This is a genomic window from Janthinobacterium darwini (assembly GCF_051380905.1).
Lineage (GTDB): Bacteria > Pseudomonadota > Gammaproteobacteria > Burkholderiales > Burkholderiaceae_D > Janthinobacterium.
The window spans coordinates 218,913-242,386 of sequence record NZ_JBNYXX010000004.1; the positions used below are offsets into that span (position 1 = coordinate 218,913).

At 63.1% G+C, this 23,474-nt stretch carries 21 protein-coding genes and 1 tRNA gene; 6 read left to right on the plus strand and 16 right to left on the minus strand.

Features of this window, described 5'->3' with window-relative positions; genetic code table 11:
- Positions 1-13: 13 nt before the first annotated feature.
- Positions 14-3,061, minus strand: a complete 3,048-nt coding sequence (locus ACQ4WZ_RS22270; protein WP_436574548.1) for a response regulator — start codon at positions 3,059-3,061, stop codon at positions 14-16.
- Positions 3,062-3,154: 93 nt separating this feature from the next.
- Positions 3,155-3,358, minus strand: a complete 204-nt coding sequence (locus ACQ4WZ_RS22275; protein WP_101483392.1) for a cysteine-rich CWC family protein — start codon at positions 3,356-3,358, stop codon at positions 3,155-3,157.
- 231 nt (positions 3,359-3,589) lie between these two features.
- On the opposite strand from ACQ4WZ_RS22275, the gene argB reads away from it, so the two are divergent.
- Positions 3,590-4,483 carry an acetylglutamate kinase gene (gene argB, locus ACQ4WZ_RS22280; protein WP_010393729.1) on the plus strand — a complete coding sequence of 298 codons (894 nt, stop codon included), beginning with the start codon at positions 3,590-3,592 and terminating at the stop codon, positions 4,481-4,483.
- 65 nt (positions 4,484-4,548) lie between these two features.
- Positions 4,549-4,623, plus strand: a tRNA-Thr gene (locus ACQ4WZ_RS22285).
- Between the two features lie 98 nt (positions 4,624-4,721).
- Here the strand turns inward: ACQ4WZ_RS22285 and ACQ4WZ_RS22290 are convergent.
- Positions 4,722-5,591, minus strand: a complete 870-nt coding sequence (locus ACQ4WZ_RS22290; protein WP_243857893.1) for a TraB/GumN family protein — start codon at positions 5,589-5,591, stop codon at positions 4,722-4,724.
- 90 nt (positions 5,592-5,681) lie between these two features.
- On the opposite strand from ACQ4WZ_RS22290, the gene ACQ4WZ_RS22295 reads away from it, so the two are divergent.
- The 3 genes from ACQ4WZ_RS22295 to pabB all read left to right on the plus strand — a co-directional run bounded on the left by ACQ4WZ_RS22295 (position 5,682) and on the right by pabB (position 8,951).
- Entirely contained in the window at positions 5,682-6,416 is a 735-nt protein-coding gene (locus ACQ4WZ_RS22295; protein WP_133988954.1) for a pyrimidine 5'-nucleotidase, read from the plus strand.
- Between the two features lie 102 nt (positions 6,417-6,518).
- Complete coding sequence (gene slmA, locus ACQ4WZ_RS22300; protein WP_092798863.1) at positions 6,519-7,094, plus strand: nucleoid occlusion factor SlmA; 576 nt, start codon at positions 6,519-6,521, stop codon at positions 7,092-7,094.
- Positions 7,095-7,115: 21 nt separating this feature from the next.
- Positions 7,116-8,951, plus strand: coding sequence for an aminodeoxychorismate synthase component I (pabB, locus tag ACQ4WZ_RS22305; RefSeq protein ID WP_101483389.1), 1,836 nt, complete (start codon positions 7,116-7,118; stop codon positions 8,949-8,951).
- Here the strand turns inward: pabB and ACQ4WZ_RS22310 are convergent.
- The gene (locus ACQ4WZ_RS22310; protein WP_076565604.1) at positions 8,948-9,307 is read right to left on the minus strand and encodes a DUF1428 domain-containing protein; all 360 of its coding nucleotides are present in this window, start codon (positions 9,305-9,307) and stop codon (positions 8,948-8,950) included. The genes pabB and ACQ4WZ_RS22310 overlap by 4 nt on opposite strands.
- A gap of 121 nt (positions 9,308-9,428) precedes the next feature.
- On the minus strand, positions 9,429-10,025 hold the full coding sequence (locus ACQ4WZ_RS22315; RefSeq protein ID WP_133988956.1) for a glutathione peroxidase: 597 nt from the start codon (positions 10,023-10,025) through the stop codon (positions 9,429-9,431).
- A 176-nt stretch (positions 10,026-10,201) separates the two neighbouring features.
- Here ACQ4WZ_RS22315 and ACQ4WZ_RS22320 point away from each other — a divergent pair, with 176 nt between their 5' ends.
- Positions 10,202-11,329, plus strand: coding sequence for an extracellular catalytic domain type 2 short-chain-length polyhydroxyalkanoate depolymerase (locus tag ACQ4WZ_RS22320; RefSeq protein WP_436574549.1), 1,128 nt, complete (start codon positions 10,202-10,204; stop codon positions 11,327-11,329).
- Positions 11,330-11,335: 6 nt separating this feature from the next.
- Here ACQ4WZ_RS22320 and gabD read toward each other — a convergent pair whose 3' ends face one another.
- From gabD to xylG, 11 genes are all read right to left on the minus strand, one after another.
- The gene (gabD, locus tag ACQ4WZ_RS22325; protein WP_133988957.1) at positions 11,336-12,790 is read right to left on the minus strand and encodes an NADP-dependent succinate-semialdehyde dehydrogenase; all 1,455 of its coding nucleotides are present in this window, start codon (positions 12,788-12,790) and stop codon (positions 11,336-11,338) included.
- A 92-nt stretch (positions 12,791-12,882) separates the two neighbouring features.
- Complete coding sequence (locus tag ACQ4WZ_RS22330; protein WP_133988958.1) at positions 12,883-13,725, minus strand: PPK2 family polyphosphate kinase; 843 nt, start codon at positions 13,723-13,725, stop codon at positions 12,883-12,885.
- On the minus strand, positions 13,722-14,144 hold the full coding sequence (locus tag ACQ4WZ_RS22335; RefSeq protein ID WP_133988959.1) for a CoA-binding protein: 423 nt from the start codon (positions 14,142-14,144) through the stop codon (positions 13,722-13,724). Before ACQ4WZ_RS22335 ends, ACQ4WZ_RS22330 begins: the two co-directional genes overlap by 4 nt.
- A gap of 66 nt (positions 14,145-14,210) precedes the next feature.
- On the minus strand, positions 14,211-14,864 hold the full coding sequence (locus ACQ4WZ_RS22340) for a bifunctional 2-keto-4-hydroxyglutarate aldolase/2-keto-3-deoxy-6-phosphogluconate aldolase (protein WP_101483384.1): 654 nt from the start codon (positions 14,862-14,864) through the stop codon (positions 14,211-14,213).
- Between the two features lie 13 nt (positions 14,865-14,877).
- A complete protein-coding gene (locus tag ACQ4WZ_RS22345) occupies positions 14,878-15,771 on the minus strand; it encodes an SMP-30/gluconolactonase/LRE family protein (protein WP_436574550.1) in 894 nt (297 codons plus the stop codon).
- A 14-nt stretch (positions 15,772-15,785) separates the two neighbouring features.
- A complete protein-coding gene (araD, locus tag ACQ4WZ_RS22350) occupies positions 15,786-17,516 on the minus strand; it encodes an L-arabinonate dehydratase (RefSeq protein WP_101483382.1) in 1,731 nt (576 codons plus the stop codon).
- Positions 17,513-18,526 carry a 2-dehydro-3-deoxygalactonokinase gene (locus ACQ4WZ_RS22355; RefSeq protein WP_133988961.1) on the minus strand — a complete coding sequence of 338 codons (1,014 nt, stop codon included), beginning with the start codon at positions 18,524-18,526 and terminating at the stop codon, positions 17,513-17,515. Before ACQ4WZ_RS22355 ends, araD begins: the two co-directional genes overlap by 4 nt.
- 84 nt (positions 18,527-18,610) lie before the next feature.
- Positions 18,611-19,378: an aldose epimerase family protein gene (locus tag ACQ4WZ_RS22360; protein WP_133988962.1), complete on the minus strand. Its 768-nt coding sequence runs from the start codon at positions 19,376-19,378 to the stop codon at positions 18,611-18,613.
- Positions 19,375-20,574, minus strand: a complete 1,200-nt coding sequence (locus ACQ4WZ_RS22365) for a XylR family transcriptional regulator (RefSeq protein WP_101483379.1) — start codon at positions 20,572-20,574, stop codon at positions 19,375-19,377. The genes ACQ4WZ_RS22360 and ACQ4WZ_RS22365 overlap by 4 nt, the downstream gene beginning before the upstream one ends.
- A gap of 32 nt (positions 20,575-20,606) precedes the next feature.
- Positions 20,607-21,749 carry a sugar ABC transporter permease gene (locus ACQ4WZ_RS22370; protein ID WP_101483378.1) on the minus strand — a complete coding sequence of 381 codons (1,143 nt, stop codon included), beginning with the start codon at positions 21,747-21,749 and terminating at the stop codon, positions 20,607-20,609.
- On the minus strand, positions 21,746-23,317 hold the full coding sequence (xylG, locus tag ACQ4WZ_RS22375; RefSeq protein WP_436574551.1) for a D-xylose ABC transporter ATP-binding protein: 1,572 nt from the start codon (positions 23,315-23,317) through the stop codon (positions 21,746-21,748). Before xylG ends, ACQ4WZ_RS22370 begins: the two co-directional genes overlap by 4 nt.
- Positions 23,318-23,474 lie beyond the last annotated feature (157 nt).

A 23,474-nucleotide genomic window follows, 5' to 3' on the forward strand; every position in this document is an offset into this window, starting at 1 on the left:
ATATCTGTCCTTGTCACAGTGTCAGCTCCAGCGCTTCGGCCACCTCGCCCAGCTGCGCCAGCGCACCTTCGAAATCGTATTGTCCCAGCATGCGCTTCAATTGGCGCGCATGTTCCGCCTGCCCCGCCGCAACCAGTACGGGACCGATGCCGTCGAGGTGTTTGACGGCCTGCGCATCGTCCTGCAGCAGCAGTTGCGACAGTTCGCGCAAACCCGCTTCCAGGTGCGCCCGGTCGACCGGGGCCACTTGCGCCCCCGCCGCGCTGCCCGCCTCGGCCGCATTGCCGCGCGACTGCATGGCCAGCACGATCTTCGGCACCAGTTCGTCGAGCACCAGGGTGCAGGCAGCCAGGGCCTGCGGCAAGCCGTCGTGCGAACCCAGGCTGAGCAGGTGCTCGACCCGCGCGGCGCTGTCGGCCAGGCCGCCGGCGCCGATATTGCCGGCCAGGCCCTTCAGGGTATGCGCTTCGCGGATCGCCGTCTCGAGCTGGTTGTTCTCGATGGCGGCGACGATGCGCTGCATGGCATCGAACTGGGTTTCCACAAAACGATCCAGCAATTTTCGCATCAAAGTGGCATTGCCTCCCACGCGCCGCATGGCTTCAGCCATTTTCAAGCCGGCGATCACGGGCAGCTCCGCTTCCGGCTGTGCCACCACCGCCGTCATTTCCTGCGGCGTGGCCGGCGCGATCCAGCGCGCCAGGGTACCGAACAGCTGCGCCACGTCGATCGGCTTGGCGATAAAATCGTTCATGCCGGCGTCCAGGCATTTTTCCTTGTCGCCCACCATGGCATTGGCCGTCATGGCGATCACGGGCAAATTCGAATAGCGGGGATCCTGGCGCAGTTTTCGCGTCGCCTGGTAGCCATCCATCACTGGCATCTGGCAATCCATCAATACGCCGTCATAGGCGTTTTCCTCGATCTTCGCCAGCGCGATGGCACCATTGCTGGCGATGTCGACACGGATGCCCGCGTCGTTGAGAATATGCTGAGCCACTTCCTGGTTCACCTCATTATCCTCCACCAGCAGCAGCCAGGCACCGCGCAGGGCGCGTTCGTCGTCGCGGTAGCTGCTCTGGCGCTGCGTTTTGCGACTCTGCCCTGTCACGCCGCCAAACACGAACGATATCTGGTCGAGCAGGGTCGAGGCGCTGACCGGCTTGTTCAATACGCCATCGAGCGGCAACTCCCGCTGGCGCGCCGCCTCCAGCAGCGCTTCGCGATGGAAGGCCGTGACCATGATGCAGGCCGGCGTAGCATCGGTGCCGGCGGCATCGGCACGGATGCCGGCCAGGGTATCGAGGCCGTTCATGCCCGGCATTTTCCAGTCCATCAGCACTAGCCCGTAGGGGCGCCCCTCAGCGCGTGCCTGCGCCACGGCGCCGATGGCCAGCACGCCGCCAAACACGGCACGCGCCTCGAAGCCCAGCGCCGTCAGCATGCTGACGAAGATTTCGCGCGCACTGGGGTTGTCGTCGACCACCAGCACGCGCAGGCCATCAAACTGCTGTGGTACTGGCAAGCTATCGCGCGGCACGGCGGCCAGGCCGAAGCGGGCGGTGAAGAAAAAGGTGCTGCCCACACCCGCTTCGCTGACCAGGTCGATCTCGCCTTCCATCATTTCCACAAGGCGCTTGCTGATCGTCAGTCCCAGGCCCGTGCCGCCATGGTGGCGCGTTGTGGACGTGTCGGCCTGGGTAAATGCCTGGAACAACTTGCTGCGCTGGGGCGGCGTCAGGCCGATGCCCGTGTCGCGCACATCGACACGCAGCACCGCCGCATGTTCTTCCAGCTGCTGCAGGCGGATGCTGACGACGATCTCGCCCTTGTCTGTAAATTTGATGGCATTGTTGGTCAGATTGATGAGTACCTGGCCCAGGCGCAGCGGATCGCCCTGCAATGCGTTCGGCACATCGTGGCCGATGTCGAACAGCAGTTCGAGTCCCTTGTCCTGGGCCCGCATCACGGAAAGGTCAGCGATCTGCGCCAGCACGTCCTCGAGGAAAAAATCGACTTTTTCAAAGGCCATCTTGCCCGCCTCGATCTTCGAGAAATCGAGGATGTCGTCGATGATGGCCAGCAGGTTCTTCGAAGCCGACTCCACCTTTTCCAGGTAATTGCGCTGGGTCGATGTGAGCTCCGTCTGCAGCGCCAGGTGGGTCATGCCGATGATACCGTTCATCGGCGTGCGGATCTCGTGCGACATATTGGCCAGGAAGTCCGACTTCATCTTGGTCGCATCCTCGGCCACTTCGACGGCATGGCGCAGGTCCTGCTCGACGGCCAGGCTGGTACTCATGTTTTTCAGCGCCTGCAGCAATTCGCCCGTCTCATCGCGCGACGTCACTTCGATGACGGAACTGAAGTCGCCGTTGGCCACGCGCGTAGCGATTGCCACCGCCTCGCCCAGCGGACGCGTGATCGAGCGCGCCGACCAGGCAAAGGCCAGGCCGATCAACAGGGCTGCCAGCCCGATGCCGCCCATCAGGATCAGCGATGTATCGATATCGTTGCGTATCCTGGCCGCGCTGTCGCGTATCAATTGCTGATGCAACTCATCGAGCTGCCCCACATACAGCAACACCTTTTCCAGCACCGGCAAGGTCTGCGTCTGCATGGCCTGCTCGGCGCGGGCATCCTCGCCGCGCTCGATCAGTTCAAACATCGCCTTGAGCGAAACATAGTAGTCGGCGCGTGCAAGATGCATTTGCTCCAGCAGGCGCCGTTCCTCGGGCCGCGCATCGAGACCATCGAGGATGCGCACCTGCTCATCGATGCCTTGCTTGATCGCTTCCAGGCGCGCCTGATTCTCCTGGCACCGTGCCAGCTCGTGCTGGTTCGGCAGGTTGCCGATGCGCGTGGCCGCCTCGCGCGCCAGCCCATGGATCTTGCTGGTGGCCTTGGCGGCGACCCAGTCGCGCTGCAGGATATCGTCGGTCTCGGCGCGGATGGCATAGATGCGGCTGCCCGCCAGGACAATGACGACCAGCATCAACATGATCAAGATGGCATAACCGGCATTGATGCGCACGCCGATGCGGATATCCCTGAAGCGCATGACTTTCCTGTCAGAAATTCTTTAGAATCGAAGTCTGACCGTATTCCCCTACGGAAAGCAAGGTTTATTGCAAAGCAATTTGTACCGAAGCGCTTAATTGGTCGACGTGACCGCTTTTAGAGGCGGTGTCAGGGTGGCAATATGCGCTTGAAGGCAGGCCGGGCACCAGCAGCCGATGGCGCGACTACCGGGCACGGGCATGGCGGGCGGCAAGGCCGTGCACCAGCATGGTTCGCTGGTCTGCGGGGCAGTCTGGCCACACTGGAAGGTGGCGCCGCAGAGAGTGCACTGGCTCATGGCTGTGTTTGAATTGGCAAGTGTGTGTCATGCTGCACCGGGGTGCGACGCAGATGTAACTGGCAGTAAAAGGGCTGGCTGGCGAACATATCGGACCAGACTATAGGATCATCAGGGAAAATACAACAAGATCGCCCTATAATGCCTCCAAGATTTTCTTCTTCCCTGTAAAATCTCACAAATCTATTTTCCGGACTCGCCATGAATCAACTAGCTAACTTGAACCTGGACATGAATGACGACTTGACGGCGGTGTCGCCGCAAATCAAGGCGCAGATTCTGGCCGAGGCCCTTCCCTACATTCGCAATTTCCATGGCAAGACCATCGTCATCAAATACGGTGGCAATGCCATGACGGACGAACGCCTGAAGCACGGCTTCGCGCGCGACGTCATTCTGCTCAAGCTCGTCGGCATGAACCCGGTCGTGGTACACGGCGGCGGACCGCAGATCGACAACGCGCTGAAAAAGATCGGCAAGCAAGGCACCTTCGTGCAAGGCATGCGCATCACCGATGAAGAAACCATGGAAGTGGTGGAGTGGGTGCTGGGCGGCGAAGTACAGCAGGATATCGTCATGCTGATCAACCATTACGGTGGCCAGGCGGTCGGCCTGACGGGCAAGGATGGCGGCTTGATCCGCGCGCGCAAGATGCAGATGCCGGACCGCGAACATCCGGGCGAATTCCTCGACATCGGCTTTGTGGGCGAGATCGACGCGATCAACCCGGCGGTCGTCAAAGCGCTGCAGGACGACGCCTTCATCCCCATCATCTCGCCGATCGGTTTCGGCCAGGACGGCCAGGCCTACAACATCAACGCCGACGTCGTGGCGGGAAAAATCGCGGAAATCCTGAAAGCGGAAAAGCTGATCATGATGACCAACATCGCCGGCGTCCAGGACAAGCAGGGCAACTTGGTGACCGATCTGTCGGCGCGTGAAATCGACGAGATGTTCGCCGATGGCACGATCTCGGGCGGCATGCTGCCAAAGATCTCGTCCGCGCTCGACGCCGCCAAGTCCGGCGTGAACACGGTGCACATCATCGATGGCCGCATCGAACACTCATTATTGCTGGAAGTGTTGACCGAACAGGCTTTTGGTACTATGATCCGTTCGCACTAAAAAAATCGCAATGCATCACAGCGAGTAGTTTGGCGGCGCAGATCACCTGGCGCCGCTTTTAATTTGCCCTTGTAGCTCAGTGGTAGAGCACTCCCTTGGTAAGGGAGAGGCCACGTGTTCGATCCACGTCAAGGGCACCAGTATCCTTTCCCCGCAGCTGAAAAACTGTCCATGGCGGCGTTGTCCTGAACACTTTTCCATCTGCTCTGCTATCTGTAGCCCGCATCTACTGCGCGTTTCAATACACCCGCTCGACCTTCAAACCCTTCTGACGCAACAGATCCGGCACGCTTTTCGTTCCGACCAGATGCAGCACGCCGATGGCGGCCAGGCTGTTCTTTTCGCGCGCCAGCAGCTTGGCGATGCCGTCGGCCAGGGCCGGGTTGCGGCCATCGAGCAGCACTTTTTGCACGAATTGCGCGGCGAACGAAGGGTCTGTTGCCGCTTTCGCAGCCAGCTTGTCAAAGGCGGCCGCGTCGGCCGTGCGCCAGGCGTTGGCGATCTCGCGCGCTTCCTGGCTTTGTTCCTGATCTTCGATCGACGCCACGCCGTCTTCCAGGAAGCGGCACTGGTCGACCGGCGACATGGCGCCAAACAGCGCCATCTGGCCTTCCATCGATTCGAGTTCCACCACGGGGATCTTGCGCGCCTTGGCCTGCTGCGACAGATAATTGTCCACCGCCAGGTCGGAGCGGTAGCCGAGGCTGGAAAATTCGCCGATGGCCAGCATGCTGGCCAGCATCCACGGCTTCATCGGCGCCACCGATTCGGCTGCAATGCCGTATTTTTGCAACAGCGGCGCCAAGCGCGGCGCCAGGGTCTGGCGGCAGTCAATCGGTACTTTGCTACCCGGTGCCTCCATGCCGTATTTCAGCACGGCGCCCAGTGCGGCGCGCGGATCGGCGCCGGGATCGATCTCCAGCGCCAGCGCCCCGGCGCCTTCCAATGCCTGCGTTACGGTCGGCTCCAGCGGATAAAAATCGGGCGCGCCCACATGGATGGTACCGAACAAATACAGGGTGTGGCTGGCATCCTGCACCTTGAACAGGGCGCCCCGGTTTTGCGCCACGGGCGGCGCTTCCGCCAAGGCCGCCTGCAACGGCAGCAAGAATAATCCGCAAAACATCACTATAATCTGGCGTCGCATGGTTTTCCTGATTGTTGAATTTTTCATCTACTCTCGCTAGCAAAGACTCTTGTGCCTGTGTCCCATCTTAACCGCTCGTCGCCGGTGTGGCTGTTTGACCTCGACAACACGCTGCACAATGCCTCGCATGCCATTTTCCCCACCATCACGGCCAATATGAACACGTATATTGCCCGCGTACTGGGCGACGGCGTGACGCCAGCCGACGACGCCATCGTCAATGCGGCGCGCGCGGCCTACTGGCGCCGCTATGGCGCCACCTTGCTGGGCATGGTCAAGCACCATCAGGTGCAGGCCGCGCACTTCCTCCACGAGACGCATACCTTCGACGATTTGCGCGCCATGATACGCGCAGAGCGGGGGTTGGGGGCTTTACTCAAACGCCTGCCAGGCCGTAAAATTTTACTCACCAACGCGCCGCTGCGCTATTCGAGCGACGTGATGCGCCACCTGGGCCTGCGCCAGCACTTTGCGCAGCATATCGCCATCGAGGCGATGCATGTGCACCGCCAGCTGCGGCCCAAGCCATCGACCCTGATGCTGCGCAAACTGATGCGCAAGCACCAGATCCGCCCTGGCCGCTGCATCCTGGTGGAAGACACCCTGGCCAACCTGAAGGGCGCAAAAAGACTGGGCCTGCGTACGGCCTGGGTAACGCAATACCTGAAAATGGCCGATCCGATCGGCGTGGCGAAGTTGCCCAAGGCGTTAAATCGCCCCGCTTACGTCGATGTCAAAGTAAAATCTGTCCGGCATTTGGCACGCCGCCTTCACCGTCTGCGTTGAAGGGGACTCCTGCGCTTCCGGTTGACGCCGGAAGCCACACCGCTAGCGGCGGTGACGGACCTCCCCATCAAGGCAGCATTTTTTTTAACGACAAGAGAAAATATGGCAAGCACACCGCCGGGCCAACGCAGGCTACAAATTCTTCAGGCCCTCGCCGCAATGCTGGAGCAGCCGAAAGGCGAAAAGATCACTACTGCCGCACTGGCGGCCAGACTGGCCGTGTCGGAAGCGGCCCTGTACCGACATTTCGCCAGCAAGGCGCAAATGTTCGAAGGGCTGATCGAATTCATCGAGTCGAGCGTCTTCGGGCTAATCAACCAGATCGCGGACAAGCACAGCGACGGCATGACGCAGACGCGCGACATCATCGGCATGCTGCTCAATTTTGCCATCAGCAATCCGGGCATGACGCGCGTGCTAATCGGCGATGCGCTGGTCAATGAGGACGAGCGCCTGCAAGTACGCATGAACCAGTTCTACGACCGCGTGGAACTGGCGCTCAAGCAGGCCTTGCGCGTGGCCGCCGCCGAAGGCCATGGCAAGGAAAGCGAAGTGGCGGCGCGCGCCACCCTGATCGTCAGCTTCGTCATCGGACGCTGGCACCGCTACGCCAAGAGCGGCTTCAAGATCAATCCATCCCAGGAAGCGGCGCTGCAAATCGCCATGCTGCTGGGGTAAGTCACCGCCGCGGCTGTCACCATGCATACCGACTGTTTCGCCCTGCTCGACGACGCCAGCACCCCGGGCGCCGGTTCGCGCCTGTACACGGGCCTGGCGGCGGTCTTGCGGTGTACCGAGGGGGAACAGTGGCCGGCCCTGCTCCAGGGGCTGCAAGGGGCGTTAGAACGCGGCCAATACGCCGTCAGCGTGTGCAGCTACGAGCTGGGTGCGCATTTGCTGGCCATGCCGCCACGCGCGGCCATCTCCGGCGCGCCGCCACTGGCGCAAGTACTCGTCTTTGACCAATGCACGCAGCTGTCGCAGGACGAGGTGGCACGGTGGCTGGACGAACGCGTCCGCGCGGACGCCGCGCCGGCCGGCGTGGCCGATATACACGCGAATGTGGATCAAGCCGAATTCACCCGCGCGCTGCACCGCATCCACGACTACATCGTGGCAGGCGACACCTACCAGGTCAACTATACGTATCGTTTGCGCTTCGACGCCTTCGGCTCGCCCCTGGCACTGTATGCGCGGCTGCGTGCGCGCCAGCCCGTACCCTACGGCGCGCTGGTGATGCTGCCCGATGGCGGCGCACTGCTGTCACTGTCGCCGGAGCTGTTCGTGCGCCATGCGCAAGGCGAGCTGACGGCGCGTCCCATGAAAGGCACGGCGCCGGCCGCCCCTGCGGATCAAGTGGCAGAGAACGCGCGCCGCGCCAGCGCCCTGGCCAATGATCCAAAGAATCGCGCGGAAAACCTGATGATCGTTGACCTGCTGCGCAACGACATCGGCCGCATCGCCGTCACGGGGTCCGTCAAGGTACCGGCCCTGTTCGAGGTCACGCGCTACAGCAGCGTGCTGCAAATGACCTCCACCGTGCAGGCGCGCTTGCGCGTAGATGCCAGCCTAGCCGATATTTTCCAGGCCTTGTATCCATGCGGCTCAATCACGGGCGCGCCAAAACGGCGAACCATGGAAATCATCGCCGAATTGGAGGGGGCGCCACGCGGCATCTATACGGGCGCCATCGGCTGGTTCGATCCGCCCGCCGCCGGCGCTGCCCACGCGGTGGGTGACTTCTGCATGTCCGTACCGATCCGCACGCTGGCGCTGCAGGCACCCGGGACGAACGGCATCCGGCGCGGCGAGATGGGCGTGGGCGCCGGCATCGTGCTCGACAGCGACCCGCAGGAGGAATTTGCGGAGTGTCAGCTCAAGGCCCGCTTCCTGACGGGGCTGAGCAACGACTTCGAACTGTTCGAGACCCTGCATGCCAGCCGTGCCGGTGGCTGCCGCCAGCAGGAGCGCCATCTGGCACGCCTGGCCGCCTCCAGCGCCTACTTCGATTTCGCCTGGGATGACAACGCTGCACGCATCGCACTGCAGGCGGCCTGCGCGGCACGCCCCGACGATGCCCCTTTCCGCCTGCGCCTGGCGCTGCGCCAGGATGGCCAGTTTACGGTGCAAAGCGGCACGCTGGCCCCCTTACCAGCCACGGTCAATGTCATGCTGGCGCCTGACCCTACGATGGCAAACGACCTGTTCCTGCGCCACAAGAGCAGCGTGCGCGCGCACTACGATGCAGCCTGGCGCGCGGCCGAGGCGCAAGGCGGCTTCGACATGCTGTTCTTTAACGAGCGGGGTGAGCTGACCGAGGGCGGACGCAGCAATGTCTTCATCCGGCTCGATGGCCGCTGGCATACGCCGCCCCTGTCCTGCGGCCTGCTGCCTGGCGTGCAACGCGCGGCCATGCTGGCCGATCCCGCCTGGGATGCGCAGGAAACCATCATTACGCGCGCCATGCTGGCGCAGGCAGAGGCGATTGTCGTGTGCAATGCGCTGCGCGGGGCGTTGCCGGCAGAAATTATTTAAAGATCCACACGCATTTCATAACCACCATAGATCATCCGCTTGCCATCGAACGGCAGCTTGGCCGGATCCATCATCTCGGCCAGGCGGGGGTCTTTCATGACCTTGTCGTTGATTTCATCGCGCTTCGCGCGCGACTCATACACGATCCATGAAAACACCACCACTTCGCCATCTTGCAAGTCCACCGCCTGCGGGAACGAGGTCAGCTTTCCGGGTTTGACATCGTCGCCCACGCATTCGCGAAATTCAAGCGCGCCATATTCGCGCCAGACGGCGCCGCAGGCGCGCGACATAGCCAGGTAAGCATCGAGCTTGGCTTTCGGTACGGGCACCACAAATCCATCGACATACGCCATGATGTTCTCCTTGATGGTTGTTTTGACAAACACGAACAACCAGCTTAGGACAATGATGGGAAGGCGACAAGCACGGCATTAAAAAAAAGCAGGCATTCAAGCCTGCTTGTGTATCGGCAACTTACATCGCCAGCGCTTTTTCCACCGCGCCAACCAGCTTCTTGTCGTCCGGCGTCACCTTGCTGGGGAAGCTGTCGACGACCTTGCCATGGCGGTCGATCAGGTATTTATGGAAATTCCAGGCCGGCGTCTTGCCCGTTTGCTTGATCAGATCCACGTATAGCGGATTCGGCGTGGGGCCGGAGACCACCGATTTGGCGAACATGGGGAACTTCACGCCGTAGGTGTTGTAGCAGAAATCGGCGATTTCCTTGCTATTGCCGGGTTCCTGCTTGCCAAAATCGTTCGACGGGAAACCCAGCACCACCAGGCCCTTGCTGCCGTACTTCGCGTACAGCGCTTCGAGCCCTTCGTATTGATTGGTAAAACCACAATAACTGGCCGTATTCACGACCAGCACGACCTTGCCCGCGTACTGGCACAGATTTTGCGGTACTTCATCCTGCAAGCGCTTGAATGTCTGCTTGAGGATGGCAGGACAAGCGGCCGCTGAAGCACTCGTGGCAGCAGCGGTTTCAGCAGCATGGGCTGGCACGGCCAGGGCGGAACTGGCGGCAAGGGTGGTCAGCGCGAAGAGCTGGGCAAGGGTCTTGGACATGAAGGGCACCATGGTCGAAAAGGAAAAAAACCATTCTATGTCAAACGCCGCGCACGCGTATGATGGCCACAACCACTGCAATTGCTTGACCGGCATCAAGAACGGTGCAGTACTTGCCCAACACACAGTTTTTTTACCTATGCTCGGCCTTCCTGCCCTTGCCCTGTGGAGTAGCCATGCCCTTCCCGCAACTGACCGCATTACCCACCACCCTGCTGGCCGCCAGCCTGCTCATCCTGGCGCCAGACGGCGCATCCGCCGCCACGGCCGTCAAGACAGTCAAGACGGGCACCGCGAGCAAAGACGCCCCCGCCCTGCCCGCCTACCAGGCTGACCTGAGCCAGACCACCGTATCGGGCCTGTCCTCGGGCGGCTTCATGGCGGCGCAATTTGCCGTCGCCTACTCGGCCACCGTCGCCGGTGCCGGCATCATCGCGGGCGGCCCGTATTTCTGTTCGGGCCAGCCGGGCCGCTTCCCCTACATTCCCTATCTGACGAATGCCCTGAGCACCTGCATGAATCCCGGCAGCGCGCAGGTGGCGCCGCCTGTCGCCAGCGAATTGCTGCGCGCGGCCAACGACTTCGCGCGCGCCCGTCTCATCGACGACACGGCCAACCTGAAACGCCAGCGCATCTATCTTTTCAGCGGAACGAAAGACCAGACCGTGACGCGGCCGGTAGTGGAGCAGGTGGGAAAATTCTATGCATTGGCGGGCATGCCGGCGGCGCAGATCCGCTTCGTCGACACGCTAGTCGCAGGCCACGCCATCTTGACCGACAGCCAGCAGGACAAGCCCTGCGCCGTGACGGAGTCGCCCTTCATCAACGACTGCGACTACGTGCAGGCGCGCGACATCCTGCAGCACCTGTACCCGGACCTGCAGCCCTCGTCGAGCACCCTGAGGGGCAAGCTGATCGCCTTCAATCAGCGCAGCTTCATCCAGAACGCGTACTCCAGCATGAACAATACAGGCTACGCCTACATCCCGAAAGCCTGCGACAGCGAGAGCTGCCGCGTGCATGTGGTCTTCCACGGCTGCCTGCAAACGACGCAAGCGATCGGCGACCGTTTCTATACCAGCACCGGCTACAACCAGGTGGCGGATGCCAACAAGATCATCGTGCTGTATCCGCAAGCCGAACCGAGCCCCGTCTACCCGTACAACCCGAAAGGCTGCTGGGATTTCTGGGGCTACACCAGCATCAATCCGATCGACCCGGATTTTTACCGCAAGAGCGGCACGCAGATGGAGGCGGTCAAGGGCATGCTGGACCGCCTCGCCGCGCGCCGCGGCTCACGCTAGGATGCCTTAGATGCCGCCCATGCAGATGTACTTGATAACGAGATAATCCTCGATACCGTAGGTCGACCCTTCACGGCCCAGGCCCGATTGCTTGACGCCGCCGAAGGGCGCGATCTCGTTCGAGATCAGGCCCGTGTTGACGCCAACCATACCCGTTTCCAGGCCTTCTGCCACGCGCCAGATGCGGCCGATGTCGCGAGAATAAAAGTAGGCGGCCAGGCCGAATTCCGTGTTGTTGGCCAGGGCGATGACTTCATCGTCCGTCTTGAAACGGAACAGGGGCGCCAGCGGGCCGAAGGTTTCTTCCGTCGCCACGCGCATGTCGTTCGTCACATCGGCGATGATGGTCGGCTCGAAAAAGCCGTTGCCCAGCGCATGACGCTTGCCGCCAGCCAGCAGGCGGCCGCCCTTGGCCAATGCATCGGCCACGTGCTCTTCCACCTTGGCGACGGCCTTGCCATCGATCAGCGGGCCTTGCGTCACGCCCGCCTCGATGCCATTGCCGACCTTCAGCTTGGCCACGGCGGCCACCAGCTTTTCGGCAAACGCGTCATACACGCTGTCCTGCACGTACAGGCGATTGGCGCAGACGCAAGTCTGGCCCGCGTTGCGGTATTTCGAGGCGATGGCGCCTTCCACGGCCGCGTCCAGGTCGGCGTCGTCAAAGACGATGAACGGCGCATTGCCGCCCAGTTCCAGCGACAGCTTCTTGATCGTCGGCGCGCATTGCTCTGCCAGCAAGCGGCCCACCTGAGTCGAGCCCGTAAACGTCAGCTTGCGCACGATGGGGTTCGACGTCATTTCGCCGCCGATGTCTTTCGGCGCACCCGTGACGATGCTGAACACGCCTGCAGGCACGCCCGCGCGCTCGGCCAGCACGGCCAGCGCCAGCGCCGAAAACGGCGTTGCTTCAGCCGGTTTCAAGACCATCGGGCAGCCGGCGGCCAGGGCCGGACCGACTTTGCGGGTGATCATGGCGGCGGGGAAATTCCATGGCGTGATGGCGGCGCACACACCGATCGGCTCCTTGGTGATGACCAGGCGGCGGTCAGGCCATGGCGATTGCAGGGTATCGCCCGCGACGCGCTTGCCTTCTTCGGCAAACCACTCGATGAAGGAGGCGCCGAACTGCACTTCGCCCTTCGCCTCCGGCAACGGCTTACCCTGCTCGGTGGTCATGATCAGCGCGAGGTCGTCGGCGTTTTCCAGGATCAGGTCATGCCAGCGGCGCAGCACGGCCGCGCGCTCCTTGGCCGTCTTCTTGCGCCAGGCAGGCCAGGCGGCATTGGCCGCCTCGATGGCGCGGCGCGTCTCGGCTGCGCCCATCAGGGGCACCGTGCCGATATGCTCGCCGGTGGCGGGATTGCTCACATTAATCGTCTGGCCACCATCGGCATCTGCCCAGGCTCCATTCAGGTAAGCCTGGTGACGCAACAAGGTAGGATCTTTCAACTGCAGCATATGGATCTCCGGTCTGGTTTGAATTATCGACGAGGGATACTATGCCACAGCGCGGCCGATTCCGCAGGCGCAGCGCTGAACTGCCCTCAGCTCTACTCGACCTTGAAAGACGACAGTTTCGGGTCCGGCGCCGGGTATTCCAGCTTCATGCCCTGCAGGGTTTCCAGCAGCAGGGAGGCGACCACCAGGTTGCGCTGGGTCTTGGAATTGGACGGCACCACGTACCACGGCGCGTGATCGGCATCCGTCTCGCGGATCGCCGTTTCATAGGCGCGCTGGTAGCCATCCCACTTCTTGCGCTGGGCGATATCGTTGGGATCGAACTTCCACTGGCGGTCTGGATCGTCGAGCCGCTCCTGCAGCCGTCCGCGTTGCTCGTCCTTGGAGATATGCAGGAAGACTTTCAGGATGACGGTGCCCGTTTCGCTCAGCATGCGCTCGAAATCGCGGATCTGCGCGTAGCGGCGCTGGCATTCGGCCTTGTCTATCATGTCCTGCACGCGCGTGATCAGTACATCTTCATAATGGCTGCGATTGAAGATGGCGATCTCGCCCTTGACGGGCACCTGCTGGTGCACGCGCCACAGATAATCGTGCGCCAGTTCGATATCGGTGGGGCCCTTGAACGCCACGGCGCGAATGCCCATCGGGTTGATATTGCTGAAGATAGCCTTGACAGTACCATCCTTGCCCGACGTGTCCATGCCCTGCAGGACCAGCAGCACCTTTTTCTTGTGCTGCGCATACAGCATGCTCTGGCACTCGGCGATCTGCGCCGTCAGCGCCACGGTTTCCTCACGGTCCAGGGCCTTGCACTGGGCTGGCGTCAGCTTCTTGTTCGCCGCCTTGGTGGCGGCGCCCAGCAGGCGCTTGCCGGCGAATTTCTCGTTCAGCTCAAAGCCCTGCCCGGCGCGAAATTGCGTGCGCGCCTTCATGCCGCCACCGCCAGCTTGCGGTGCTCGATTTTTGTGCAATGGTCCATCACCACGTCCAGGCCCGCCGCCCGCGCCAGCTGCGCCGCCTCTTCATTGACGACGTCGAGCTGCAGCCACAGGCAGCCGGCCTTGACGGCAACGGCTTCCACGGCGATGGGCAGAATATCTGCCGACTTGCGGAAGCAGTCGACGATGTCGATGCGCGCCGGCGCGACAGCCGCCGCGGCCTCCGTCAGGGTGGCGTAAGCGCGCTGCCCCAGCACGTCGTGCCCTGCGAGTGCCGGATTGACGGGCAACACGCGGTAGCCATGCTGCAACAGGTAATCTGCCACTTCATGGCTGGCGCGTTCGGGCTTGTCGGACATGCCGACGATGGCGATGATGCGGCTCTCTTGCAGGATGCGGGCGATGTTGGGCATATTCTGGTCGTGGTTAGGCGTGCGACATTGCCCGCCTAGCGTAGCAGAATTATCCCGCTGCGGGAGCTAGCCAGAAGATCTAGCCGTGCGCACCAACGCCATCTTCGCCACGAAGGCCTGTGCGCGCGCCGTCACTGCCGCATAGTCTCCCGTGGCGCCCGGTCCACTCAGGCTGCTGCCGATACCCACGGCCACGGCACCGCTGGCAAACCATTCCTGCAGGTTCTCCACCGTCACGCCGCCGGTCGGCATCAATGGCGCTTGCGGCAAGGGGGCGCGCAGGGCCTTGATGTAGGCGGGGCCGAACATCTCGGCGGGGAAAACCTTGACGATGTCGGCGCCCGCCTGCAGGGCCGTGACGATTTCCGTCGGCGTCATCGCCCCCGGCATGGCCAGCACCTGGTAGCGCTGGCACAGCGCGATGGTTTCCACGTTCACGCCGGGCGAGATGATGAACTGGGCGCCGGCCAGGATGGCGGCGCGCGCCGTCTCAGTATCAAGCACCGTGCCCGCACCCAGCAGCACGTCATGACCATGGCGTTCCCGCAGGGTGCGCAACACGCCCAGGGTATCTGGCGTCGTGAAGGCCACTTCCAGCGCCGTGATACCGCCGGCGATGCATGCCTCGGCGATCTGCACGGCCGCCTGCGCCGAAGGTGCGCGTACGATGCCCACCATGCCCCGTTCAATAATGCCCTCAAAAACCGTGTGCTTTTGCATATGCTATCTCCTGTCAGGCCGGCAGGGCGCCAAAGCGCACTTCCGGCAAACCGCGCACATCCACCTGGCGCGCATGAAACAATCCACCGGCCAGCGGTTCGCTCGCCAGCTGCGCTGGCGTCAAACTCTCCTGAGCGGTGGTGACGAACAATTCGTCGTAGTGGGGCCCACCCAGGCTCACGCAGCTGGGCTGCGACACGGGCAAGGTGATCGCGCGCTCGACGCTGCCGTCCGGCGCGAAGCGCAAGACCGTGCCGGCGCCCCACTGCGCGCTCCACAGGTGGTCATCCGCATCGATGGTGGCGCCGTCGGCGGCGCCGGGCCCCGGCTCGAGCACGGCAAACACGCGCACCCGGCTGGCATCACCCCCCAGGTAATCATCCCAGCGGTAGATCGCCTTCTTCATCGAGTCGCAAAAGTACATGGCCGTGCCATCGACGCTGAAGCAGATGCTGTTCGAGATGGCGATCTGCGGCAGCGGCAAGCATTCCAGGCTCAGGTCCAGGTTGAGGCGGTAGAAGCTGGCGATGGCATCGCGGCACGGGCGCTCATCGAGCGTGCCAAAGACAAAGCGTCCCTGGCGGTCGCAGCGGCCATCGTTCAGGCGCGTCATGGGCAAGTCCGCCTCCACCGTGTGCAGGAGCGTGACGGCGCCGCTGCGCGCGTCAAACCAGGCCAGTCCGGAGGCTAGTCCCAGCAGCAGCACGTCGTCGCTGGCCGTCAGCGCAAAGCACGCCAGGCGCTCGGGCATGGCCCAGCTCCGGCGCTCCCCCGTGGCCAGCACCAGCGCATGCAACTGGCAGCCTTCGATATTCGTCCAGAAAACACGACCGCTGCGTTCGCACCAGCGCACGCCCTCGCCCAGGAAGTTCTGCGCATCGACCAGTAATTGGGCCCGTGTCCCCATATCTGCTCCTTCTTTCAATGTGACTCACGCGGCACGGCAGAACCACGGCAACCGACGAGGAAGTCGAGGTCCGCGCCTTCGTCGGCCTGCGTCACGTGCTTGATGTACATAGCCTGGTAGCCGCCCTTCATGGCCGGCTGAGGTGCGCTCCATTCTGCACGCCGGCGCGCCAGCTCGGCCTCGTCGACGTCCAGGTGCAAACGCCGTCCCGCCACGTCCAGTTCAATCATGTCGCCATCGCGCACCAGTGCCAGCGGGCCGCCCACGGCCGCTTCCGGCGCCACGTGCAGTACCACCGTACCGTAGGCAGTACCGCTCATGCGCGCATCCGAAATGCGCACCATGTCGCGGACACCTTGCTCCAGCAGTTTTTTCGGCAGTCCCATATTGCCCACTTCAGCCATGCCCGGATAGCCCTGCGGGCCGCAATTCTGCAGCACCATCACGCAGCTGGCATCGATATCGAGCGCAGGATCGTCGACGCGCTTTTTGTAATGCTCGATGCTGTTGAAGACGACGGCACGGCCACGGTGCTGCATCAGTTCCGGCGAGGCGGCGGACGGCTTGATGACGGCGCCGCGCGGGGCCAGGTTGCCATGCAGGACGGCGATGCCGCCCTCGTCCTTGAAAGGCTGCGCCAGCGGCGTGATCACTTCGGGATTGAAATTTTCCGCCTCGGCCACGTTGACGGCCATGCTGGCGCCCGTGACGGTAAGCGCCTCGCCATGCAATTTGCCCAGCAGGTCGCGGATGATCACCGGCAGGCCGCCCGCATAGTAAAAATCTTCCATCAGGTACTGGCCCGACGGCATCAGGTTCAGCAAACAAGGAATGTCGCGGCCCAGGCGGTCCCAGTCGCCCAGTCGCATGTCCACGCCGATGCGCCCGGCAATGGCCAGCAGGTGGATCACGGCATTGGTCGAGCCGCCGATGGCGCCGTTGACCATGATGGCGTTTTCAAACGCGTCGCGCGTGAGGATCTGCGACAGTTTCAGGTCTTCATGCACCATGTCGACGATGCGCCGCCCCGTCAGCTGCGCCTGCAGCTTGCGGCGCGCATCGACGGCGGGGATGGCGGCGTTGCCGGGCAAGGTCACGCCCAGCGCCTCGACCATGCTGGCCATGGTGGACGCCGTGCCCATGGTCATGCAGTGGCCGGCGGAGCGCGACATGCACGATTCGGCCTGCTTGAATTCGTTTGATGTCATGCGCCCGGCGCGCACGTCTTCGGAAAACTTCCACACATCCGTGCCCGAGCCGATCGGTTTTCCGCGGTAATTGCCGTTCAACATGGGGCCGCCCGACAGCACGATGGTGGGCAAGTCCACGCTGGCCGCGCCCATCAGCAAGGCCGGGGTGGTCTTGTCGCAGCCCGTCAGCAGCACCACGCCGTCGATCGGGTTGGCGCGTATCGATTCCTCGACATCCATGCTGGCCAGGTTACGGAACAGCATGGCCGTCGGGCGCAGATTCGTCTCGCCCAGCGACATCACGGGGAATTCGACAGGAAAGCCGCCCGCCTCGAGCACGCCACGCTTGACCATCTCGGCCAGGTCGCGGAAATGGCCATTGCAAGGTGTCAGCTCGGACCAGGTATTGCAAATGCCGATGACGGGACGGCCATCGAAAGCGTCACTGGGATAGCCCTGGTTCTTCATCCAGCTGCGGTGAATAAAACTGTCCTTGTCGTCGCCGCCAAACCACGCTTGCGAACGCAAGGGACGCTTGTTCTTGTTGTCACTCATACTGTCTCCTGCGGGGAAATCAAGCCGCGCGCAGCGGCGATCAGCAGCGCACCGTGACCGGCCAGATAATCCTGCTGCTGGTCGTCGACGATGATGCGCTTGCCATAAAAAAATCCGTGTTCTTCGATCAGCAGCCCGAGCGCCTGGCGCAACATGGGCTTGCCGGTAATGACGAGCGGTGTATCGGGCCGCATCTGGATGGCGGTACTGTTGCGCAGTGCCAGCAAGTCGCCGCTGAGGACGGCGCCCATCAAAAAATTGGCCCGCTCATTGCATTCGACGGCGCTGAACTGGCCCAGGGTGCGCACGCTGAAGCAGGCGCGCGCCAGCCCTGTTTTTTGCGCCGCAGCCGCGCCGGCCAGCAGCATTTTCGGCACCAGGGTCTGGGCAAAACCGCCATCGACCGATTGCTTGATCAGCGTGTGCTGCGTGATTGCCTGCAGCAGCTCGCCAGCGATGGTGGTGCTGCAGCCGAGGATGCGGCGCTGCTCGTCCACGCTGATCAATTTGGTATGCGAACCGGGCATGATCAGGGTCGCCGCGCCCCGCAGTTGCAGGCGCTCGAGCAGCGCGATAACTTCCGTCTCTTCGCCGCGCATCATGTCCATCGCTTCGACGTTATGCAGGCCGACGGCGCCATGCTGGTTGCGCACGCCGGGGATCAGCCACAGGGGCTGCGCCAGCACGTCGGGCAAGTCCACCGCCAGCATGCCTTGCGCCAGCTGGGCCAGGCCGGCGGGCGCCGGCAAATGCGGCACTTCCTGCACCCCCATGGGTGAGGTGATCATGCCCGAGGCCAGCGCCAGGTCAACCTCGGACGGCGCAATGCCCGCGCTGGCCAGCACGCTGGCGATGGTGTCGCGCAGCGCCTGTTTCAGCGCACCGTTATGACCGTCGATGGCGGTATTGCGCACGCCCGTTTCCAGCTGCGCCTGGGCGACGACGGCGCCCGCGCGCCACAGCAAGGTACGCGTATTGGTGGTGCCGGCATCGATGGTGAGTATGTTCATGGGCAGGTTCGCAGCGTTGGTAAGGGCAAAAATAAATGAGGGAAAAACCACCCCATGGTAGAACTGCCACGCATATCTGACCAATCACTTATTTGACATCATTGATACCGGTTCTGATATGTCAAACGCGTCGATATCCTGCACGCCCAATCGGTAGGCGAGCTTGAACTGCTTCACCTGTCCCGGCTGCAATTGCACGCCCTGCGCCAGCAGGGAAAAACAGCGCGCATCGGAGTACAGACGGCAGCTATCCTGGGTACTGGAAAAACGCAAGACCCGGCCGGAAGCGGGGTCGGCAACCCGCGCCGCTTCGCGCAGCTGGCCGCAGCCCGTCCAGTAAAAGTCATGCCGGAATCCCGGCAAGTGCACCAGCGCGGGCCAGGCCAGGCGCGAAGCGAGCGGCGCCGGCTGGCGGAAGTCAAACGCGCTGCCGGCCACATCGAGAAGAGCGCCGCCCGCGCCGCCGCCGGGCCAGTAGCGATCGGCGGCCAGGCGCAGCACATGGTCGCCCACGCTAGCGCGGCGGCCCTGCAGATTGAACAGGGGCGCAGCAAGCGCAAACCGGGAAACAGTATCGGCCGTGGCAGTGCAATCGAGGTGCAGGCTGCCATCGTCGTCGAGCCGGTAAGCCAGGTGCACCGACAGGCCGTCTTGTGCCAGGCGCAACAGCAAGTGGCCGCCGTCCGGCGATGCACACTGCCAGCCCGTGGAAGCACGCCCCGCAGGGGGCACCGCTCCCAGCACATCGGCCAGGCGGCCATAGCGGTCGGGCGCCCACCAGGCCCGCACACTGGCATCGTGCGCGTCGATGGCCACGCGCATGCCGCGCGCATTGCGCAGCAGATGCATCATGGCGCCTGTCCGGGGGCTGGAGGTGGCCGGCTGCGTTGCTGGAATTCGCGCGGCGTGCAACCGAGTTCGCGCTTGAAGACGGCATGCATGTACTGCACCGTGGTAAAGCCGCAACGCACAGCCACCTCGGCCACCTGCCCCGGCCCGCGCGCCAGCAGGGTCTTGGCCGCATCGAGCTTGAAATGCAGGATCTCGTCGTGCACGCTGCGCCCCAGCTCATGGCGAAAGTGCGATTCGAGCGAAGACCTCGACACCCCCACGTAATCGGCCACCTGCTCCGTCTTGATGCCCTGGCACGCATACTGGCGGATGAAGTGGCGCGCCTGCATCACCTGCGGATGCTGGAAGGGCTGGTGGCGGGTGGAGGCAAGCACGTTCAGGCCGGCCGGCGGTACCAGGATGCGCGTGCCGGACAGGCGCGCGCCATTCAGCATCTGGTGCAGCAAATGCGCCGCCGTGCGGCCCATTTCCTCCGTTCCCTGGATCACGGAACTGAGCGGAATGCGCGTGAGCATGCGCGCCAGCGGATCGTTGTCGATGCCGATCAGGGCCACTTGCTCCGGCACGGCGATGCCCGCATGCATGCAGGCTTGCAGCAGCTGGCGCGCGCGCGCGTCGCTGACGGCGATGATGCCGACGGGTTTTTCCAGGCTGTTGAGCCAGGCGATCTGCTGCTCCACCGCTTCATCCCACGCGGGCGCGCTGGTGGCGACGCCCCGGTACACGTCGGCGCGCATGTGGTCGCGCTCCATCAATGCGCAAAAAGCCGTTTCGCGCTCCTGCGCCCAGCGGTTGACGTCCGCCTCGGGCAGGCTGAAACAGGCAAAGCGCGTCAGGCCCGCTTCCACCAGGTGCTCATAGGCCAGCTTGACGATCTTGAAATTATCGGTTGCCACATACGGAATGCCGGCCGGGTAATCGTCCGTGCGCGCATACGAGCCGCCAACGGCCACCACGGGCAGACGGCTGTGGGCCAGCGCAGCGCAGACGGCGGGATCGTCGAAATCGGCGATGATGCCGTCGCCTTGCCAGCGTTCGATGCCGGGCAGGCGGCAGCGAAAATCCTCTTCCAGGAACAGGTCCCACGACACGCGCGTGGTATTCAGGTAGGCGGCGATGCCCGCGATGATGTCGCGGTCGTAGATTTTATTCCCGTTAAACAGCAGCGCGATCCGGTGCGCGGTCGGCATCTTCATGGTGTCTCCTCCCGTGCCAGATGTTTTCACGGCTATCTGCGCCCTGCCCGCGTGCTGACATCGACCCACACGGCGAGGGTGAGGATACTGCCTTTCACGATCATCTGCCAGTAAGTGTCGACGTCCAGCATGGACATGCCGTTATCCAGGCTGGCCATCACCAGCGCGCCGATCAAGGCGCCATACACCGTGCCCGAGCCGCCGCGCATCGAAGTGCCGCCGATGAAGCAGGCGGCGATGGCATCGAGTTCGCTGAAGGTGCCGGCTGACGGCGACCCGGCCGCCAGCCGGCCCGTGTTGATCAGGCCAGCCAGCGCGCACATCAGGCCCATGATGCCGAAGATCCACAGCTTGACGGCTTTCACGTTGATGCCGGACAAACGCGTCGCCTCCATATTGCTGCCCACGGCGTAGATGCGGCGGCCAAACACGGTCTGGCTGGTGATGTAGCTGAACAGTCCCAGCAAGGCCAGCAGCAACAGCACGGGCAGCGGGATGCCTTCATAACCGTTCAGGGTTTGCACGAAGGCATACAGCACGGCGCCGATGACCGCCAGGCGCAAGCCATCGGCCCAGGGCGCCGTCTGCGGCAAGCCATGCTGCGCGCGGCTGGCGCGCGCGCGCCACGTCAGGAAGGCGGCCAGCAGGAACAGGCCTATGCCCAGCGCAATGCCGGGCATCGCGGGCAGGTAGCCTTGCCCCAGGTAGACCATAGGCTCGGAGACGGGCGCGATCGTGATACCGCCCGTGATGCCCAACAGGATGCCGCGATACGCCAGCATGCCGCCCAGTCCGACAATAAAGGAGGGGATGCCCCGGTACGCCGTCAGGTAGCCATTGAGCAAACCTATCACCAGGCCGCAGCCGAGTACTGCCGCCAGGTTCAGCGCCAGCGGCCAGTGCTGCGTCACGTCCAGCACGGCGGCGATGCCGCCTAATAGGCCCAGCAGGGAGCCGATCGACAGGTCGATCTCGCCGGCGATAATCACCAGCACCATGCCGCAGGCGAGGATGCCGGTGACGGACATCTGGCGCAGCAGGTTCGACAGGTTGCGCGGTGTGAGGAAACTGCCCTGCGTCTTCCACGAAAAGAAGGCCCAGATCAAGGCGACCGCGATCAGCAGGGCCAGCATCTTGTATTGGGTGAACAGCTGTTTGATACTGTGCGGTTTCATGCTGCGGGTTCCTTGTTGTCGGTATGGGCGGCTGGCACCGGGCGCTGGTCCAGCGCCGCCGCCAGCACGGTTTCCTGGCTCAGGCCATCGTTGATAAAGTCGCCGCGCAGGCGGCCCTCGCCCATCACCAGCACGCGGTCGGACACGCCCAGCACTTCTGCCAGTTCCGACGAGACCATGATGATGGCCACGCCCTGGTCGGCCAGCGCCAGCATCAATTTGTAGATTTCATATTTGGCGCCCACATCGACGCCGCGCGTGGGTTCGTCGAGGATCAGCACGCGCGGGCGCGTCAGCAGCATCTTCGCCAGCACGGCTTTTTGCTGGTTGCCGCCCGACAAGCTCGTAATGGGCAGCGACGGGCTGGCCGCCTTCAGTTCGAGCTGGGCGATCTCGCCGCGCACGGCCTTCAATTCAGCCTCTCCATCGATGCGCGTGGCGCGCGCGAATTGCTCCAGCACAGCCAGGGTGATGTTCTGCCCCACGTCGAGATCGGGCACGATGCCGTGATGCTTGCGGTCTTCCGGCACCATGGCCAGGCCCATGGCAATCGCCTTTTGCGGCGAGCGGGTATCGATTTTGCGGCCATCGAGCCAGACTTCGGCCTGGCACGGCCCCTCATAGGCGCCGAACAGGGCCGAGACCAGCTCCGTGCGCCCCGCCCCGACGAGACCGGCGATGCCGAGGATCTCGCCTTTGCGCAGGGTGAACGAGACGTCGTCGACGCGCTTGCGCTGCGGATTGTCGGCGTCGATGCAGCTCACGTGGCGTGCCTCGAACAGCACCTCGCCGATCGCATCTTTTTTTGTGCGCTGCGGATACAGCTGGTTCATTTCGCGGCCCACCATCTGCGCGATGATGCGTTCCACATTCATCTGCGCCATCGGCGTGGTGGCGATATGCTTGCCGTCGCGGATGACGACGATGGTGTCGCAGATGGCCGCCACTTCATCGAGCTTGTGCGAAATGTAGATGCAGGTGACGCCCTTGGCTTTCAGAGCACGCAGGATATCGAGCAGCACGGCGATTTCCGACGCCGTCAGCGACGACGACGGCTCGTCGAGAATCAGCAAGCGCGCATTCTTGTTCAGCGCCTTGGCGATTTCCACCAGTTGCTGGTGGCCACCGCCGTAGTTCATCACGGGCTGCGCCACGTTCAGTTCGGGAATTTTCAGTTCGCGCAGCAGCTCGTCAGCGCGCTTGTACATGGCCGCATAATGCATGCGCCCGCCCGGCAGGGTGAGCTCGCGGCCCATGAAGATATTCTCGGCCACGGACAGCTGCGGCACCAGCATCAGTTCCTGGTGGATGATGATAATGCCCGCGTCTTCCGTATCGCGGATCGATTGCGCGCGCAAGGGCTGGCCATCCCACAGGATGTCACCATCCCAGGTGCCGTGCGGGTAGACGCCGGACAGCACCTTCATCAGGGTTGACTTGCCGGCGCCATTCTCGCCGCACAAGCCGATGCACTCGCCGGCCCGCACCTGCAGATCGATACCGTCAAGCGCGCGGACACCGCCAAACTGTTTGACGATGCCTCTCATTTCAAGCAGATAGTCGGACATGCTCACTCTCGTTGCGGATACGGGGGGGAAAAGTCGGATTACGCGACGCCAAGGCGTCGCTAATCCGACCTACGATCGATGCGGACGGCCGACACCACAACCGGCGTTTCCGGAGCCGGCGATTGTCGGATAACGGCCGATGCGGGCAATCGTAGGT

Coding starts and splice junctions, on each gene's coding strand:
- ACQ4WZ_RS22270 (WP_436574548.1), bottom strand. CDS start 3,061: ATGCGCTTCAGGGATATCCGCATCGGCGTGCGCATCAATGCCGGTTAT.
- ACQ4WZ_RS22275 (WP_101483392.1), bottom strand. CDS start 3,358: ATGAGCCAGTGCACTCTCTGCGGCGCCACCTTCCAGTGTGGCCAGACT.
- argB (WP_010393729.1), top strand. CDS start 3,590: ATGAATGACGACTTGACGGCGGTGTCGCCGCAAATCAAGGCGCAGATT.
- slmA (WP_092798863.1), top strand. CDS start 6,519: ATGGCAAGCACACCGCCGGGCCAACGCAGGCTACAAATTCTTCAGGCC.
- pabB (WP_101483389.1), top strand. CDS start 7,116: ATGCATACCGACTGTTTCGCCCTGCTCGACGACGCCAGCACCCCGGGC.
- ACQ4WZ_RS22310 (WP_076565604.1), bottom strand. CDS start 9,307: ATGGCGTATGTCGATGGATTTGTGGTGCCCGTACCGAAAGCCAAGCTC.
- ACQ4WZ_RS22315 (WP_133988956.1), bottom strand. CDS start 10,025: ATGTCCAAGACCCTTGCCCAGCTCTTCGCGCTGACCACCCTTGCCGCC.
- ACQ4WZ_RS22320 (WP_436574549.1), top strand. CDS start 10,202: ATGCCCTTCCCGCAACTGACCGCATTACCCACCACCCTGCTGGCCGCC.
- gabD (WP_133988957.1), bottom strand. CDS start 12,790: ATGCTGCAGTTGAAAGATCCTACCTTGTTGCGTCACCAGGCTTACCTG.
- ACQ4WZ_RS22330 (WP_133988958.1), bottom strand. CDS start 13,725: ATGAAGGCGCGCACGCAATTTCGCGCCGGGCAGGGCTTTGAGCTGAAC.
- ACQ4WZ_RS22335 (WP_133988959.1), bottom strand. CDS start 14,144: ATGCCCAACATCGCCCGCATCCTGCAAGAGAGCCGCATCATCGCCATC.
- ACQ4WZ_RS22340 (WP_101483384.1), bottom strand. CDS start 14,864: ATGCAAAAGCACACGGTTTTTGAGGGCATTATTGAACGGGGCATGGTG.
- ACQ4WZ_RS22345 (WP_436574550.1), bottom strand. CDS start 15,771: ATGGGGACACGGGCCCAATTACTGGTCGATGCGCAGAACTTCCTGGGC.
- araD (WP_101483382.1), bottom strand. CDS start 17,516: ATGAGTGACAACAAGAACAAGCGTCCCTTGCGTTCGCAAGCGTGGTTT.
- ACQ4WZ_RS22355 (WP_133988961.1), bottom strand. CDS start 18,526: ATGAACATACTCACCATCGATGCCGGCACCACCAATACGCGTACCTTG.
- ACQ4WZ_RS22360 (WP_133988962.1), bottom strand. CDS start 19,378: ATGATGCATCTGCTGCGCAATGCGCGCGGCATGCGCGTGGCCATCGAC.
- ACQ4WZ_RS22365 (WP_101483379.1), bottom strand. CDS start 20,574: ATGAAGATGCCGACCGCGCACCGGATCGCGCTGCTGTTTAACGGGAAT.
- ACQ4WZ_RS22370 (WP_101483378.1), bottom strand. CDS start 21,749: ATGAAACCGCACAGTATCAAACAGCTGTTCACCCAATACAAGATGCTG.
- xylG (WP_436574551.1), bottom strand. CDS start 23,317: ATGTCCGACTATCTGCTTGAAATGAGAGGCATCGTCAAACAGTTTGGC.